20 protein-coding genes and 1 pseudogene are annotated in these 16202 nt (G+C 40.1%); 1 reads left to right on the forward strand and 20 read right to left on the reverse strand.

Features of this window, described 5'->3' with window-relative positions:
* Positions 1-29 precede the first annotated feature (29 nt).
* The 19 genes from ABJL82_RS12440 to ABJL82_RS12530 form a co-directional block, all read right to left on the reverse strand.
* Positions 30-752 carry a hypothetical protein gene (locus tag ABJL82_RS12440; protein WP_347275012.1) on the reverse strand — a complete coding sequence of 241 codons (723 nt, stop codon included), beginning with the start codon at positions 750-752 and terminating at the stop codon, positions 30-32.
* A 41-nt stretch (positions 753-793) separates the two neighbouring features.
* Entirely contained in the window at positions 794-1564 is a 771-nt protein-coding gene (locus ABJL82_RS12445; RefSeq protein ID WP_347275013.1) for a cytochrome b N-terminal domain-containing protein, read from the reverse strand.
* Between the two features lie 82 nt (positions 1565-1646).
* Positions 1647-3392: an FAD-dependent oxidoreductase gene (locus ABJL82_RS12450; RefSeq protein WP_347275014.1), complete on the reverse strand. Its 1746-nt coding sequence runs from the start codon at positions 3390-3392 to the stop codon at positions 1647-1649.
* Positions 3393-3427: 35 nt separating this feature from the next.
* Positions 3428-3949, reverse strand: a complete 522-nt coding sequence (locus ABJL82_RS12455) for a ubiquinol-cytochrome c reductase iron-sulfur subunit (protein ID WP_347275015.1) — start codon at positions 3947-3949, stop codon at positions 3428-3430.
* A gap of 314 nt (positions 3950-4263) precedes the next feature.
* Positions 4264-4509, reverse strand: coding sequence for a sulfurtransferase TusA family protein (locus ABJL82_RS12460; protein ID WP_347275016.1), 246 nt, complete (start codon positions 4507-4509; stop codon positions 4264-4266).
* 44 nt (positions 4510-4553) lie between these two features.
* Entirely contained in the window at positions 4554-4973 is a 420-nt protein-coding gene (locus ABJL82_RS12465; protein ID WP_347275017.1) for a M67 family metallopeptidase, read from the reverse strand.
* A gap of 41 nt (positions 4974-5014) precedes the next feature.
* Positions 5015-5899: a cysteine synthase family protein gene (locus tag ABJL82_RS12470; RefSeq protein ID WP_347275018.1), complete on the reverse strand. Its 885-nt coding sequence runs from the start codon at positions 5897-5899 to the stop codon at positions 5015-5017.
* 63 nt (positions 5900-5962) lie between these two features.
* Positions 5963-6382 (reverse strand): DsrE/DsrF/DrsH-like family protein, encoded by a 420-nt coding sequence (locus ABJL82_RS12475; protein ID WP_347275019.1) that lies wholly within the window; start codon positions 6380-6382, stop codon positions 5963-5965.
* A 13-nt stretch (positions 6383-6395) separates the two neighbouring features.
* Positions 6396-7286 (reverse strand): 4Fe-4S binding protein, encoded by an 891-nt coding sequence (locus ABJL82_RS12480; protein ID WP_347275020.1) that lies wholly within the window; start codon positions 7284-7286, stop codon positions 6396-6398.
* A 147-nt stretch (positions 7287-7433) separates the two neighbouring features.
* Positions 7434-8072: a bifunctional precorrin-2 dehydrogenase/sirohydrochlorin ferrochelatase gene (locus ABJL82_RS12485; protein ID WP_347275021.1), complete on the reverse strand. Its 639-nt coding sequence runs from the start codon at positions 8070-8072 to the stop codon at positions 7434-7436.
* A 13-nt stretch (positions 8073-8085) separates the two neighbouring features.
* Positions 8086-9375 carry a diaminopimelate decarboxylase gene (gene lysA, locus ABJL82_RS12490; protein WP_347275022.1) on the reverse strand — a complete coding sequence of 430 codons (1290 nt, stop codon included), beginning with the start codon at positions 9373-9375 and terminating at the stop codon, positions 8086-8088.
* A 5-nt stretch (positions 9376-9380) separates the two neighbouring features.
* Positions 9381-10763: an argininosuccinate lyase gene (argH, locus tag ABJL82_RS12495; RefSeq protein WP_347275023.1), complete on the reverse strand. Its 1383-nt coding sequence runs from the start codon at positions 10761-10763 to the stop codon at positions 9381-9383.
* Between the two features lie 291 nt (positions 10764-11054).
* A complete protein-coding gene (locus ABJL82_RS12500) occupies positions 11055-11390 on the reverse strand; it encodes an ankyrin repeat domain-containing protein (protein ID WP_347275024.1) in 336 nt (111 codons plus the stop codon).
* 695 nt (positions 11391-12085) lie between these two features.
* Complete coding sequence (locus ABJL82_RS12505; RefSeq protein WP_347275033.1) at positions 12086-12253, reverse strand: addiction module protein; 168 nt, start codon at positions 12251-12253, stop codon at positions 12086-12088.
* Between the two features lie 83 nt (positions 12254-12336).
* Positions 12337-12642, reverse strand: coding sequence for a type II toxin-antitoxin system RelE/ParE family toxin (locus ABJL82_RS12510; protein WP_347275025.1), 306 nt, complete (start codon positions 12640-12642; stop codon positions 12337-12339).
* Positions 12630-12812 (reverse strand): hypothetical protein, encoded by a 183-nt coding sequence (locus ABJL82_RS12515; protein ID WP_347275026.1) that lies wholly within the window; start codon positions 12810-12812, stop codon positions 12630-12632. Before ABJL82_RS12515 ends, ABJL82_RS12510 begins: the two co-directional genes overlap by 13 nt.
* Positions 12813-13158: 346 nt before the next feature.
* Positions 13159-13512, reverse strand: a complete 354-nt coding sequence (locus ABJL82_RS12520; RefSeq protein ID WP_347275027.1) for a DUF5615 family PIN-like protein — start codon at positions 13510-13512, stop codon at positions 13159-13161.
* Entirely contained in the window at positions 13509-13745 is a 237-nt protein-coding gene (locus ABJL82_RS12525; RefSeq protein WP_347275028.1) for a DUF433 domain-containing protein, read from the reverse strand. Before ABJL82_RS12525 ends, ABJL82_RS12520 begins: the two co-directional genes overlap by 4 nt.
* Before the next feature lie 315 nt (positions 13746-14060).
* Positions 14061-14246 carry a hypothetical protein gene (locus tag ABJL82_RS12530; RefSeq protein ID WP_347275029.1) on the reverse strand — a complete coding sequence of 62 codons (186 nt, stop codon included), beginning with the start codon at positions 14244-14246 and terminating at the stop codon, positions 14061-14063.
* 315 nt (positions 14247-14561) lie between these two features.
* Between ABJL82_RS12530 and ABJL82_RS12535 the strand changes: the two genes are divergently transcribed.
* Positions 14562-14747, forward strand: coding sequence for a hypothetical protein (locus tag ABJL82_RS12535; RefSeq protein WP_347275030.1), 186 nt, complete (start codon positions 14562-14564; stop codon positions 14745-14747).
* 59 nt (positions 14748-14806) lie between these two features.
* Here the strand turns inward: ABJL82_RS12535 and ABJL82_RS12540 are convergent.
* A pseudogene (locus ABJL82_RS12540) lies at positions 14807-16202 on the reverse strand (IS66 family transposase); the annotation flags it as partial.

Here is a 16202-nt window from a genome sequence, read left to right on the forward strand (position 1 = left end):
TGCCATAAGAAATATTTTTTGTATTAAAATCATATGTTAATCCAAGGTGTCGCTATAATATACTTAATATTAAAAGCAAGCCTTAAAAACATTTTTAATACAGTGCCAATCATTGTAAGCATAAGCCCCATCGTTATGACATAACGTATAACGCCTATCCTATTAAAAAAATTACGATTAACTAAAACGGGAACAACTAATCCAACGAAATAAAAGCCTAACAACAATGCCACACCTACCGGCAACGGCATATCATGTAAAGGCGGAGGCGTTGGAAAATCATGCGTCCATTCTTCCCACGGCCAAAAGAAAGACCAAAAAGGCCCTCTTAATGCTGTTCCGATATAAATCAAAATATACCAGAATATATAACCAGACATGAAAGCACTTACTGCAAACTTTCTTTCCCTGAATGTATAATAACCGTTCCCCTTGGGATTGTTATCAATGTATGGTATCACAATTAACCCTAAAACAATTATACTAGGAAGTACAACACCTGCAAACCAAGGGTCAAAATAAACCAAAGCCTCCTGTAATCCCAAAAAATACCACGGCGCTTTCGCTGGATTTTCAGCTTGCCCTGGATTTGACAACTCACGTAACGGCGCATCTACAAAATATGAATAAACAAGAAGCCCTACGGTAACGAAGATAGCCGCCAAAAACTCTTTAGCTACCAAGTTGGGCCACGTAAAGACCTTATCATCTTTGATTTCAATAGAAACACTTCTTCGCTCACTAACTTCCATGGAACTACTCCTCTGAAATTCCGATGAAACAAAAATTTAAACTATAACGGGCCAGAAATACCGCCATCCTTACGAACTCTCCAAAAATGAACCATCATAAGAGCAGAGGCGATAACAGGTATACCGATACAGTGCCACACATAAGCACGCAATAACGCAGGGGCTCCAATTGATGTGCCTCCCAATAAGGCAAATCGGATATCATTACTTGCCTCCATTCCCAAAATATAAGCAAAGGGACCTTCATGTCCTAACAAGGGGGTCGCCCTAGCCATGTTTGTGCCAACAGTAATAGCCCAATATCCCAATTGATCCCACGGTAACAAATAACCAGTAAAACTCAGCAAAAATGTTAACACTAGCAAAAAAACACCCACCACCCAATTGAACTGGCGCGGCGGTTTGTAAGAGCCTGTCAAAAACACTCGCAACATATGAATACTCACGGTAATAACCATTGCATGAGCGCCCCAGCGATGAGAATTTCTTAAAAATCTCCCAAATGGCACCACATACATCAAATCTACGGTGTCAGCATATGCCCTGTTTACATCTGGTGTATAATAAAACATGAGCAAAATACCAGTCAATGCTTCAAATAGAAAAATGAAAAACGTAATCCCACCCATGCACCAAGTGAACCGTATCTTTGTACCGTGTTCTCGCACCTTCGCCGGATGCAAATGCAACCATACATTGCTGATTATCTGAAGGACTCTGTTCCTTGGGGTATCTGCATAACCATGCCGGAATACAGATCTCCAAATTTCATTCTCCGTAATCAGTCTTTTTAATTCATTCAGTGATTTCATTTAAACATCCCCTTCTCAGCTATACTTTTATCTTTATGCTCTCTTTTCATGATTAATATACCCTCCAACCTCCCCCCTTTCTTTATAGAAATTTATTAACGTCCTCATTGGGCTGCCATAACACCCGCTTCATAGATATCACATTTACCGGACAATCTTTACAATTTCCACAACGAATACACTTATCAGTATATTTAACAACAATACCATCCTTGCTCATAAATGGCCTGTGTTCTTTACTTTGGTCAAATGCATCAACTTGCTTAAGAGCGCCTACAGGACACACCATGCTGCAACGCCCGCACAACACGCATTCATTTGTTTCAACATTTATCGTAAGGTCACACTTAAGACATCTGTTTGCTTCCCTTGCCGCCTGAAATTCATCTAAGCCAAGCTCCACAAGATCAAAACTGCCTTCCCTTTCGTGTTCTGGCAACAATTGCATGTCTTGCCGGGGAGTTGCATCGTAATTTTCTTCCCGCAAATCAATTTCACTATCAAGAAGCGTTACCCAAACTTTTTTCTTAGGTTCCTTCAAAGATTCACCGCTTATAAACCTGTTAATAGAATTGGCAGCTATATGGCCCTGTGCTATACATTCGATTATTGTGCTTGGACCTAACGTTACATCTCCTCCCGCGAAAACCCCTTTTTTACTTGTTGCAAGATTTCCGTCAACGGCAATAGTTCCCCATTTATTAACTTTCAAACCATGTTTATCGCCTAAAAATTTCAAGTCCGGTTCCTGGCTAATCGCTGAAATAACACAGTCCGTATCAATCACAAAAGTAGAATCTGGAATAGGTTCCGGCCTTCTTCTTCCGCTTTCATCTGGTTTTCCCAACTGCATCTTGATACATTCCAAACCTTTTGCCTTCCCATTCTCGGTTACAATTTTCACAGGAGCAGCCAAAAAGTGGAAATCCACCCCTTCGTGCTCAGCTTCTTCAACCTCCCACGACAATGCAGGCATCTCTTCCCTGGTTCTTCTATAAACAATGGAAACATTTTTGGATAGCCGCTTTGCAGTTCTTGCAGCATCTACGGCAGAATTGCCGCCGCCAATTACAACGATATTTTCACCGGGTTTCCTTGTATCACCAGCACTAACATTTTTCAAAAATACAAGACAATCCATTACACCATCAGTACCTTCTTCCCCTGCTATTTCAAGGCGTTTGCCAATTTGCGCACCTACAGCAATAAACACCGCATCATATCCCATTTCCAGTAAATCAGAAAAAGACTTGCCTTTGCCTCCAATTGGAGTGTTTGTCTTTATTTGCACGCCTCTTTCTAAAATATGGCTAACATCAAATATAATCTGCTCGCGAGGCAACCTATAAGATGGAATAGCCCACATCATCATACCGCCTACCTGGGCTTCTTTTTCAAATACGGTCACTTTATATCCCATCCCTGCAAGGTCAAAAGCCGCAGTCAACCCCGCCGGTCCAGCTCCTATAATCGCTATCTTCTCTTTTTTCTTCACTATCGCCGGAGCAGGAATTTTTATTTTATTTTTAAAAACATAATCAGTGACAAATCTCTTTAAAGCATCGATAGCAACAGGCCGGTCAAAATCCCCGCGCTTGCATTTAGATTCACATGGATGGGGGCAGACGTAACCACACACCGCGGGAAAAGGGTTTGTTTCCTTCATAAGTCTGTAAGATTCTTCAAACTTACCCTGGCTAATTAATCGTATATATCCCGGTACATCCATATGCGCCGGACAACGGTGCTGGCAACGTATGTTTTCTCTCAACCAATCCAAATCTAAAAGTGCACGTATTCCTTGCTCTGGTATTGTTGTTTGAGTCATTGAAGTATCTTTCTAAATAAATCCAAAAAAAAATCCTACACAATTAACTCTGTCTCTAACGGTACTTTCACGCTTGTATCAACAGCCAATTTTCCATTATCGTCAAGTATCATCTGAAAATGATCTAATGGCCGCGGCGCTGGCCCCGCGAAATTTACACCGTTACGGTAATATTTGCTTCCATGGCATGGACATTCGAATATATTTTTTTCTTTTGAAAACTCTACTGCACAACCAAGATGCTGACAAACAACAGAAATTGCTTTAAAACTATCTGCGTCACGAACAACAAATATTTTCCTCGATTTCAAAGTAGTAACCGAGCCAGCCGGAAACGCTTTCGGTTCGCCAACAGAAAACCTTGGCGACGGTTCAAAAAGAACTTTTGGATAGAAGAACCCCTTATAACCAAACAATTGGCCTAAATAAGCCCCCATCGCAGCAAAGAACAAACCCCAACCAGCTAACGTCAGGAAATTTCTGCGGGATATCGTAAACCAGATACCCCCTTCTTTCCCTGATTCACAGCATTTGTTTTCATCTTTTTTTGATCCCATAAATACCTCCTCAATCAATTGAATTTGATTTTCTCAGGTTTGTAATCGATCACTCTATCTAATACGCAACATTTAATAAAATAATCAAAAACTATCTTTAATCTGACGAATGCTTGAATGGTAAAAATAATTAAAATTGCTTTTGTCCTGTTTCTTCTTTAGAACGGCTTCTGTTAGTACTGAATTGTAAAATCAACAGATAGGATATCTTTCAGATGTACATATTCAGTGCAAGTCAAGCGTATATTTAGGGTCGAATCATAAAGATATCAAAAAGAAAAGTCAAGGATATTTTGATAAACTAAAAGATATTTTCAGACCTTCTTAATCAGGATTCTATAACTATCATCCAAGTTCTCTACTTTAATTATTTTATGGCCTTCTTCCTTTATGCTTCTGGGAACACTTCTCATCGGTTCTCCATCATCTAATATAACTTCCAAAATTTGACCGGTATCCAACATTTCCAATTTCAATTTTGTTTTTACAAAGTTAATAGGACAAAGCACTCCCCTTAAATCAATTGTATCATCCGGAACAAATTCCTCTTTCTCTGTCACTTATACATCCCCAAAAAATAACAAAATAATATGTATTGTAAAAATTACCCGATGCAATTAATTTTTTCTTCTATAAATAATTTTCTCTTTTCATCAAAAACCCATGCCCTGAATTCAATATCTTTCCGTTTTTCCACAGAAACGATCACATAAGAATAACCACTCCATGCATTCTCTGTGTCAAATGCTGAAGGGACTGCGGGATGATCGGGATGTGAATGGTAAATGCCTATAATTTGTAATCCTTTTTTGGAAGCATTTCTGTCTGTTTTCATGAAATCCTTACCGGATATTTCGTATCTATCCTGCGTTCTTTCAGTATTTTTATTTTGAACAGTATGTACCTCTACTACTCTTTTTTCTGAAGTATTCATGCCGACTAATAACCCGCAACATTCTGAAGGGTAGTTCTTTATTACCTCATTTTTAATAGTGTTTAACTCATTTTTACCGATGTGCAACAATTACTCAGCACCTCAAATCTTAAGAAAAGCCTGTACACAAATTACCAAAAACTTGTACTAAGATATCTATCACCCCTGTCGGGAAATATTGTCACAATCATCCCATTTTTAATTTCATCCGCTACCTTTAACGATGCTGCAAGGGCGGCGCCAGAAGAATACCCGACAAAAAATCCCTCCTCTGCGGCAAGCCTCTTTACCAATTTATACGCATCTTCTGTTTCAACATACATTTTCCTATCGGGGAAATCCTCATTGTAAATGCCAGGAGTAATCGAAGTTTCCATATGCTTCATTCCTTCCAGTCCGTGAATGGAAGTCGCGGGTTCAACCGATATTACCTGAATATTTGAGTTAAATTTCTTCAACCTTTTTCCCGTACCCATTAACGTGCCGCTCGTTCCCAAACAAGCAATAAAATGGGTTACGTTACCCTCTGTCTGCTTCCATATTTCAACACCGGTTGTTTCATAGTGTGACATCCAATTTGAAAGGTTATTGTACTGATTGCCATAAAAATATTTTGCCGGGGTTTCGTTGACCAGCCTCTTGGCTTCATTCATAGCGCCGTCAGAACCTAATAATGGATCCGTGTATATGGTTTTTGTCCCGAAAGCAGATACGATTCGTTTTCTTTCCTCGCTCACATTTAAGGGCATTACCAAATTAACCTCGTATCCTTTTACTGCACCAATAAGCGCATATGCTATGCCGGTATTCCCTGAAGTCGAATCTATCAATACTTTATCGCCGCTCAACTTCCCCGATTTTTCAGCATCTTCGACAATTCGTAACGCAGGACGATCCTTTACAGAGCCTCCAGGGTTAAACCATTCTGCTTTAACGTAAATTTCTACGTTCCTTTTCTGCAATTCCTTTGCAATTTTGTTAATCCTGATAAGCGGCGTGTTTCCAATTCTCTCCAAAATTGAATTGCAACGTACTTTTCGGGGCATATAGTTATCTTTTAATATCCCAACCTGCATACATCAAATAAACAATTGTGTTTCTGCTCCATCAGCAATTTCTATTATTGTTGTCAAGCCAAGAATATCATCTACTTTCGATTTTACTTTTACTTCTTCAAGATCCATTAGCTTCACGGCTCCCGAACATGCATACAGTTTTAAATTTCCAAGAGACCTTACCTCTTCCAATAGCTCTTTGAGCGGTACCGGGTTCAGACCGACCATACGATTCCCCAGCCCTTTGCCTTCCTCTCCAAATTCAGAACCCAAAATTTCAGGAGAAAATTCTTCATTAACAAAACGTTTCAATGCCCAAAAAAAGAGGAAAATGTACGTTTCCCTTCCCATTGAAGCAGCAGTAATAGCCAATGTCACAATCTGATAAAGCTTATCGTAGGTTCCACTATGCGCAAATATGACAAATTTTTTTTTCCTGCTCATTGATAACAATCCTTTATCTTTTCGTAAAAGCGCCAACAACTTCTTTTTTGAATTTATCCAAACCTACGCGGTCAATACATGCACCAACTCTTTCTTTCGTTTTACCATTTTTGTTATACCATTCGATTGTGGCATTCGCAAAATCATTTACTTTCTCATCAGGTAAATAATCAAGAACAACATCCGCTTCACGGGGGTGCCTACCATGCTTGCCTCCCACTCTTACCAGCCAGCCCTTTTTCTTTTCTTTCCAGGCATCCGTCGGGCATGCCTTAATACAATCGCCGCAATATACACATTTCGATTGGTCAAATATAGGCTTTCCCTCTTTATCAGAAACTATAGCACCTTCCAGGCACGCCTTTGCGCATAAGGTACACCCATTGCACAAATCTTCTGTCCACACAGGATAAACAACACCCTGAAACCCCAAATCAGACTCCCTCGTTCTCGTACAGTCAATCGGGCATCCGGAAAAACCCATTTTGAACTTATGATGACACGGCGTGCCGAAAAACTTTTCGTCCACTTCCAGCGCCTTTGCTTGTGTATCCATTATTCCATTCGGATTGTATTCACAACCACCACATGCAGTGGGAACTCTGACCCTAGGCCCGCAGGAAGCAATTTTTTGACCTACCTCCGCCAGCTCCTTTACTACCGTATCGAAATCGTCAATATGAACCCCAATAATTTCCACCGATTGTCTGAAACTCAGGTGGCAATATCCCAACCGACTGTATTTCTTCGCAACTTCCGCAATCTTTAACATTTTATCAGGGGTAATTCTACCACCAGGAACTTTTAAACGAACCGTAAAAAGATCTTTTTGCGTCTGTTTTATAAATCCTCCGGACTTTAGCTCGTTTAAATCAATCTTTTGTTTCACTGTTTTTTCTGCCATTGCCACTCCAGTCGTTTTAATTATAACCATAACACATTAAAGTATTTACGTATATTGTTACAACATATTTCTTTCTTAAATCAATATTAGCACTTTGCAAAAACTCAAGCAAGAAAAAAGAGATTTTTAACAGAAATCTTACATATATTATTTACAAATATGTTTCTCTGAAATAATATTCAGCATTTTATTTCTAGTTTCAGCGACGCCCTTTTCCTTAAAAAAATCAAACATATCCCACTCCGCAATTCGCTGTAAAATTTCACGCCTGATTTTTTCATCTGAAATCTCGCCAAGCACTTTTCTCCGCATTTCTGACAAAAGTTCTGTAAATTCACTGTATTCATTTCCAAATTGTTTTTCCAGATGCAACCGTATATTGCGCGCAAAAGCAGGGCTTGACCCCCCGGTAGAAATGGTAATACAAAGATCTCCGCGTACAATAGACGACGGAACAATAAAGGAACAGTAATCCGGTTTATCCACAACATTCACCAGCATCCCCTTTCTCACTGCATCATGATAGACTTTTTCATTCACCTTTTCATCATCAGTAGATGCAATTACAATTACTGCTCCATTCAAAACATATTCGTCATATTTCTGTTCGACGAGTTCAATGCCTTCTTCCCTTTCCATCTCCGGACAAAACACAGGAGACACCACAACTACCTTTGCACCGGCATTTTTCAAGCTACAGACCTTACGCCAGGCAACGTTCCCACCCCCGACCACCACACATTTTTTATTATTAATATTGATCTGCGCCGGGTAATATTTCGACATATTTTCTCCGCAATTAAACCAATTCCTCGCCTGCAATTAAATCTTCGTACGTTTCCCTTTTTCTTATAACAAAATATTTGTCTCTATCCACAAGAATCTCGCATGGACGGGGACGGGAATTATAGCTGGAACTCATGGTAAACCCATACGCGCCAGCACTAAATATTGCCAGCAAATCTCCCTCATTGACCGGAGGAATCGCCCTGTCTTTCGCAAAAACATCGCTGCTTTCACATACAGGGCCTACAATATCCACCAAATCCATCACTTGTTTTGCCTCACTTGTGTCAGGAGTTTCAACATCAGGCATCGCAATGCTGGTGTTTACCGGCCATATCCTGTGAAACGCATCATAAAGAGCGGGACGTAACAAATCATTCATAGCCGCATCACAAATAACAAATTTCTTGCCATGCGAGTTTTGTTTGTTATAAATAACACTTGTTACTAAAATCCCCGAATTACCTGCAATAAACCGCCCGGGTTCCATAATTATCCGGCACTTCATCTCTTTAGCAAATGGGAGTATTTGGGCTGAATAATCCTTTGGCGCTATTACTTTTTCCCCCGTATATGAAATACAATATCCCCCCCCTATATTTAAATATTGTATATTGATGCAGGCATTACGACATTTCTCCATAAATATGGTAATTTTTTTTAAGGCATTCACATAAGGGTCTGCTGAATATATCGGCGAACCTAAATGTACATGAATTCCGCAAATAGTAACATTTGTATATGCCTTCGCTTTTTCAATAATTGTTTCCGCAACAATCAGGTCAATGCCAAATTTGTTTTCCTTTTTCCCTGTCGTGGTTTTTGCATGAGTTTTGGCGTCAATATCGGGATTAATACGCAAAGCAACTTTTGCCGTCTTCCCCGCCCTGCATGCCGCCGCATTTATATGTTCAATCTCCGCAATTGATTCAACATTAAACATGAAAATATCATTTTCCAGGGCGTATTGTATTTCTTTATCCGTTTTCCCCACTCCGGCAAATACAATTTTTGATGGCTTTCCTCCTGCCTTAAGCGCCCGAAACAGCTCACCGCCTGAAACTACATCAAAACCGGAACCTTCATCGGCCAATATTTTGCAAACCGAAAGATTTGAATTCGACTTCACCGAAAAACAGATGGTAGCGTCAACCTCCTGAAATGCGGTTTTTAATTCGTTAAACCTTGTGAGAATTGCATTTTTGCTGTAAATATAAACCGGCGTGCCTGTCTCTGAAACAATATCTTTAATCTTTAACCCCTCACAATAGAGGGTATTCCCATCATAATTAAAAGCATTCATAAACATTATCCCTTATTCAATTTTCTTTCCCAGTGTGCAATACGGTTTTTCACAAAACGCGGTGCTGAAGAACCGGAGCTCTTGTAATTCATAACACAATTCTCTACCCCAATCACCTGAAATACATCTTTCGTAATAAGGTGAGAATGACGTTTCAATGTTTCTAAATCTAAATCTTTTATCTTCCGGTTCAGCCGAACACATTCCCTCACAATATTCCCGACAATCTCATGCGCCTTGCGAAACGGCACATCCCGCTTTACCAGATATTCAGCGAGCGCCGTTGCGTCACTGAAACCATTTTCACATGCCAGTTTCATTCTTTCGCTGTTAAAACGAGTATTTGCAATAAGCTCAGCAAATATATTCAACATAGAATGAACCGTCTCCACAGCATCAAAAACGGCAACCTTGTCTTCCTGCATATCACGGTTATAACTTAAAGGCAATCCCTTAAACAATGTTAACAATGTGGTCAAATGGCCGTACACGCGCCCGCACTTACCCCTGATAAGCTCCAGCACATCTGGATTCTTCTTCTGTGGCATTATGCTTGAACCTGTACAATAAGCATCGCTAATATCAATAAAACGCAATTCATCATTGCACCAAATAATCCACTCTTCACACAGCCGTGACAAATGCATTGAGATCAAAGAGAGGGCAAAGGCATATTCCATACAAAAATCCCGGTCGCTTACCGCGTCAATGCTATTTTGGCAAATACTGCCGAAGTTAAGCAATTTTGCAGTTATCATCGGATCTGTCGGCAGCGTTGTACCCGCAAGGGCGCACGCTCCCAAAGGGGATTCATTAAGTCTTTTTGCGCAATCGGCAAGCCTCTTTTTATCTCTTTCAAACATCTCGACATATGCCAGTAAATAATGCGACAAAAGTATTGGCTGGGCATGTTGCATATGGGTAAAGCCAGGCATTATTGCTCCAAAATACTCCTTGCCCTTTTTCACCAGCCCTTGCTGTACAAGGGTTAAGTAGTTGTTCGTAATCAATATTTGCTCACGCACCCACAATCTCAGGTCGAGGGCTACCTGATCATTTCTGCTCCTTGCCGTATGTAGTTTTTTCGCCGGTTCTCCGATACGTTCTATCAAAGCCGATTCGATATTCATGTGAATGTCTTCGAGATTTTTTTTAAATTTAAATGTACCGGCGTTCATTTCCGCCAAAATAATCTCCAGACCCTTTATAATCTCCTTTTTTTCCTTTTCAGTAATGATTTTGCGCTGCGCAAGCATGGTAGCGTGTGCAATGCTTCCCTCAATGTCAAACTTATAAAGACGCCAATCGAAGGATATTGATTCGGTGAAGGACTCTACAGACGCCTTTGTCTGTTCGGTAAACCTTCCACCCCAAAGTTTCTTCTTCATGAATTTATACTTTCACCATTAAAAAATTTTTTTAAACATGTTGCCTTTATAAAATGACAATTCACATGCAGAACGTATTGCTCCAAACGTCAAATACAATGCCTGAAAGAGGAGCACACTCAGGCTATAGAAAAGAAAAAGGAGTACTATAGCTCAATACCTGCCCCTAGTCAACACAATATCATTCTCGCACACGGCAACATCAAAGTCATAATGCGAAGTAACCTGAACAAGGATGTGTGCCAAATATTTGCGCTGACCAAGCCAGAGCTTAGGGAGCATCCCGATGCATTATTCGTCTTGTTTTTTCCCCGGATGGTCGCCTTTTCCTTCCAGAATGTTTACTACCGCAAGATGATTCCTCTTTTTTGCGATATCCAGGGGAGTATCCCCGTTTTTTGCCCTGGCGTGAATATCCGCGCCGTAGGAGATAAGCGTCTTTACAATAGCTTTTTGTCCCTCATGTGCCGCCAGATGAAGGGCGGTATAATTGTTTTGGTACGTAGCGGTTACTAATGAAGGATTTGTTTTGAGAAGATTTTTTATTGCAATTACGTTCCTTGCTTCAATTTCAATTTGAAGTTTTGTTTTCTGTAATTTGTTTTGAAATCCTGAAAAAATACCCATTTTCTTGTAACACTTTAGTCTTTTGAAACTGGAAATTGTCATTTGTAGTACGACGAGGTTCGTCGCACTATTTGAGTAGACCCCATTTCTTATCGCACAATTTTTTTTGGTGCGACGAACCTCGTCGCACTACATGAATTTCGTGGGCTTAGAATCCCGATTGCTGGGATTTTTCAAAAAACTAAAGTGTTACCCATGTTTTGTCTTTTCAATTTCTGCGATTACCACATCTGAAACGTAAACAAGATATTTACCTTTTTTTACATAGTTTTCAAAAAAATCCTAAGTAATCTTCCGGAATTCTGGCACATTATCCGCAAAAATGAAATTGATAACAAATGTATCAAGGTGATCCCCCGTCTATCTGTGGCTCTTATTTGTAAATATCTCCTCTGCTCTCTAATGAGGTCGTCTATGCATTTATTTAATCTTCGCTTAGTACCTTTATCCTGTTTTTTATAATTCTTTTCTGCTTCATTCGAAATGAGGACTTCATACATTCTCTTTTACCTCAGACCACTTTTTAAATCGGCCTGCTTTAAAATCCTCATCACCTCTTATAATACTTTTAAGTAAATCCTTATCTTTGAGAATTTCCTTATTACCTCCCTCTATAATTACTTTAATTTTCTATCAATCTTGCTAAACACGAAAATTCAAAATTAAGTGCAGATTATACAAGTGCTTATGAATTTTCATCGTTTTCGGGTGTCACAAGTGTGACATGACGACTGTTTGCTCATCACATTTTCATAATAAACTGTCTCTAATTTGCCTGCCTTGTACGCCTGCCAGCGATTCCTTGCTTCTTCCGCCCAGATACGGTCGATTTCCGGGTATGGTCTGTCAAGCTGCGTTAGGATTTAAAAGAGAGATGGGGGGCAAATCTTTATCAATTACATATCTGTCAATGGTAAAGATTCGACCCCCTTCGCGACATTTTTTGTTATGTGATTTGTGATAGATTATTAAATTCAACGGGTTTTGCTCCATGATGGACAGTAAGAACCTCAACTTCCTCAGCAACTATACGATAAATAATTCTGTAGTTACCTAATATAATTTCCCTAATATCTTCACGATTTATTTCGGTAACAACTCTGCCTGATTTTGGAAAGAGTTCAAGACGATCTGTTGTCTCAAATGCTCTAATTGCAAACAACTTTGCATATTGAATAGAGTCACGCGCAATAAAGAGACAAATAGAGTCCAAATCATCTAAAGCTTGATCTGTCCATGTTACTTTAACCATTTTCCCATTCTCTTTTTTGCTTCCTCCTGAGAAATTTTTTGCCCTGAATCAGCCTGTTTAATACCTCTATCTACTTTATAAATGAGATACAATTTTTCCATAGCGTCTTCAATAGAAGCATTTTCTGGAAGATCTTGAATTGCTTTAAGTACTTGTTCTTTTGGAATCATAATTGTTCCCCCTAAATTGTTGTTTATAATAGTATATTACATAATGATCTTTAAGATGGTAACACTTTAGTTTTTTGAAAAATCCCAGCAATCGGGATTCTAAGCCCACGAAATTCTTGTAGTGCGACGAACCTCATCGCACTACAAATGACAATTTCCAGTTTCAAAAAACTAAAGTGTTACGATTTTAATTGTCAAACACATAATCACTAATCAAAATGTGACCCCGTTCTTGTTCCTTAATGAAACGTTGCAGTAGTGTTAACCCTGACAGGGTTGTTTCGTCCTGACCCCATCATTAACGGTTACAAAAAAACGGGCATGCTCCCCCCCCCGTTCTTCCCACTTATTTCCGCTTACGAATACGGATAGCTCCTGCCATAATAACGGTGAATGCCTGGTCTAACTCTGCACCATGTTTATTTAAAGCCGAAGCGATCACATCCGCCTTATTCAATGGGGATAACCCCGTCAAGCGGATAAGAATAATACCTGACATCAGGCGTCGCTGTAAAAATACCAATTCCCCAAAATCCTTGTCTGCTGTTATTAACAAATATCTTTCCTTGTTCGCAAGATCAAACACATTCTCATCTGAAATCCCAGGTTCCATTTCAGCAACGTACCATACCTGATGGCCATCTTGCCTTAAACGCTCTACTATTTGCCGATCTATACTTTCATCTGCCAGAAAGTTCAAGCCACCTCCTGCTGAATTGGATAAACTACTTCATCTCGTAATGAATCCGCCGCAAACGCCAGGGCTGCTTGAACAGAATTGCGGGTAAGACGTGGGTGTGCAGCCAGGATTTGCTCGATAGTTTCACCGGCGGCAAGCTTATCTAAAACAAGCTCCACGGTAATGCGTGTTCCAGCAATAACCGGCTTGCCCATCATCACCGCAGGGTCTGATATGATTAATTTTTTCTGCATTTTTTCTCCTTTCAAAGGACATATCATCTTACGTTCAAAACTTTAGAAAGTGTCGCTAACTACAAAAATAGTTGTTCCAAACTATATTTGCCATACTACCAATGTGTAAAATTTTCACAATATTGTATCACAAGCATCTTGCTTGTGCTATTGAACACTCAAGCTGCCTGCGTGTTGCATGTGGCAATATTGGGGTCACCGAACCATTGCATACTTTTGGATATATTAGGTTTATTGGTTTTAAGCAGCAGATGGTAATGATTGTTCATGAGAACATAAGCAAAATCCTCAATACTAAACCTGTCCGCCATTTTCCTAAATATCAAGAAAAGAAACGCGGTCATCATTATCACGGAAAATATTCCTCCTTTCATTCCCTCTTGATAAGATGTGATAATAAGCACCTTCAAATTCTATTCTCCATTGCCTTGCCATGGCATAAACGATAGCATAATCAGATTTTAAGTAACACTTTAGTCTTTTGAAACTGGAAATTGTCATTTGTAGTGCGACGAACCTCGTCGCACTACAAGAATTTCGTGGGCTTAGAATCCAGATTGCTGGGATTTTTCAAAAAAATAAAGTGTTACCTTTTTAATTGTCAAACACATAATTACTAATCAAGATGTGACCCCGTTCTTCTTCCCCGCTATTTCCAATCTGCAATCTAATTTTCATCCTTCAATCTTTCCCCACTCCTCTGCATTGCCAATCGCTGTCTACCCTTACACACAGCACTATTTTCCATTGACATAAAATAATTTATTCTTTACTATTTGTGACATGAAAACACTTCAAATATCCGATATTGACAAAATGCTCACAAAACTCCCGGAAAAGAAACTTAAAGCGGTAAAAAAATATGTCGAGCGTCTTCTTGAAAAGGAAAAAAAACGCAAGGCATTTGAAAAGAGGGTGCTTAAGGCTGAAAAGGAACCTGGGATACTGTTTGAAACTATAGAAGATGCTGTAAAGGCAGTATTTGATGAAACGGAAGATTGAATATTCTCCGGGATATCTAAAACATGCGTATCTATTCAGCGTATTTTCACCCACTGTCACTACGAGCTAGCAAAATCAGGCAATTCACCACGGAATAGCATCTGTAATGCCCGGCTCAAATTTACCCCTTGTTTTCGGCAGGTAGAGAGATAACTCCGAATGCGGCAGAAAATTTTTGCTCCCTCCAAAGAACGAAAACAGCCCGATATCTTCTGCTGAACCTTCGTCATCCTGATATCGTTTTCTGCCAAATTGTTCGTAAAGGGAACATTTTTATTGTCCATAAACCTCAGCACATCACCTTCATACTTCCTCAATCGTTCCAGAAGATTCCGTGCCTTTGTCCTTCTCACCCTCCCCCTTTTTCCCTTACGGTTAGTTTCATCTGGAGGAGGGCTTTCGGCTTCTGCGTTTTGTAGTATCGTCCTATACCTTTGCCGGTATTTTTCAGACTCATCTGTTCTCAACATCCCCCCCCGGCATCGCTTGTCGCACGGTTTATCTCTTTAAGTAATGCTTTCATCTCTTTCGCCCACTCCTGCTTATTATCATCTTCCCACACCCCCTCCAATTCCCTCAAGTGGTGCGCATTACACAACGCATGCGTACAGTTGCTATAGGTGTAATACGACTTCATATGGTCATGGCAAAGAATCCCCTTAAATTCAGGTAATATACCAATACTATTTATCGCTTCTGTTCCACGCCTTTCATGTGGGAAAAAGTACGTCCACAAACTATTGGATGCACTGTGCAACCAATACCTGTCTCCATTCTTGTTGATGCTCGTTTCATCCACATGCATCACCTCTGATTTTGCAAGTTCTTCCCTGACTCTCACATCGAAGGGTTCCAAAGACTCGTAGGCTTCCCTGTTAAAGTTGTAAATAGAACCTTCACTCACCGGTATCCCAATCTGCCCTTCAAAATACTCCTGTATCCTCTTGTAGGGTATCAATTGATACTGCGACATATAGACCGCATGCGCTTTCAAATCCGGACCATACTGCACCGCCTTTGTTACCCCTTCCGGAAATGACGCTACAATCCGATTCCCTTTCGCATCCTCAACTACCTCTGCACGATACTCCGTTACTACACGCGAAATCTTTATATCAAACACCTGGCGTGCTTCGTAACCTACCACCTTGTATTTGCTGCGCGGATACTTCCTCCGGTCTACTTTTATTACTTCCACCTCATCAGGATTGTCTACCTTTCTGAGCGTTACTCCATCACGGCCCTTTTGCCCGCCTGCCTTCCTTTCACCCTTCGCCTTGCTTTCTCTCTTGCGATTCGGATCACTTGAGGGCGGCTTGCTGCTGTTCCGGCTGTTCCGGTTCAGACGTCCTGCCAGCAGTGTTATCAATAATACCAACAACTCTATCATTGACCTCACCGCCGGTGACAGCCCTTTCTCTTCAGAAAGTAGCTTCTCTACTTTCCGGAGTGTTG

Source organism: Candidatus Kuenenia sp. (assembly GCF_039794105.1).
Classification (GTDB): Bacteria; Planctomycetota; Brocadiia; order Brocadiales; family Brocadiaceae; genus Kuenenia.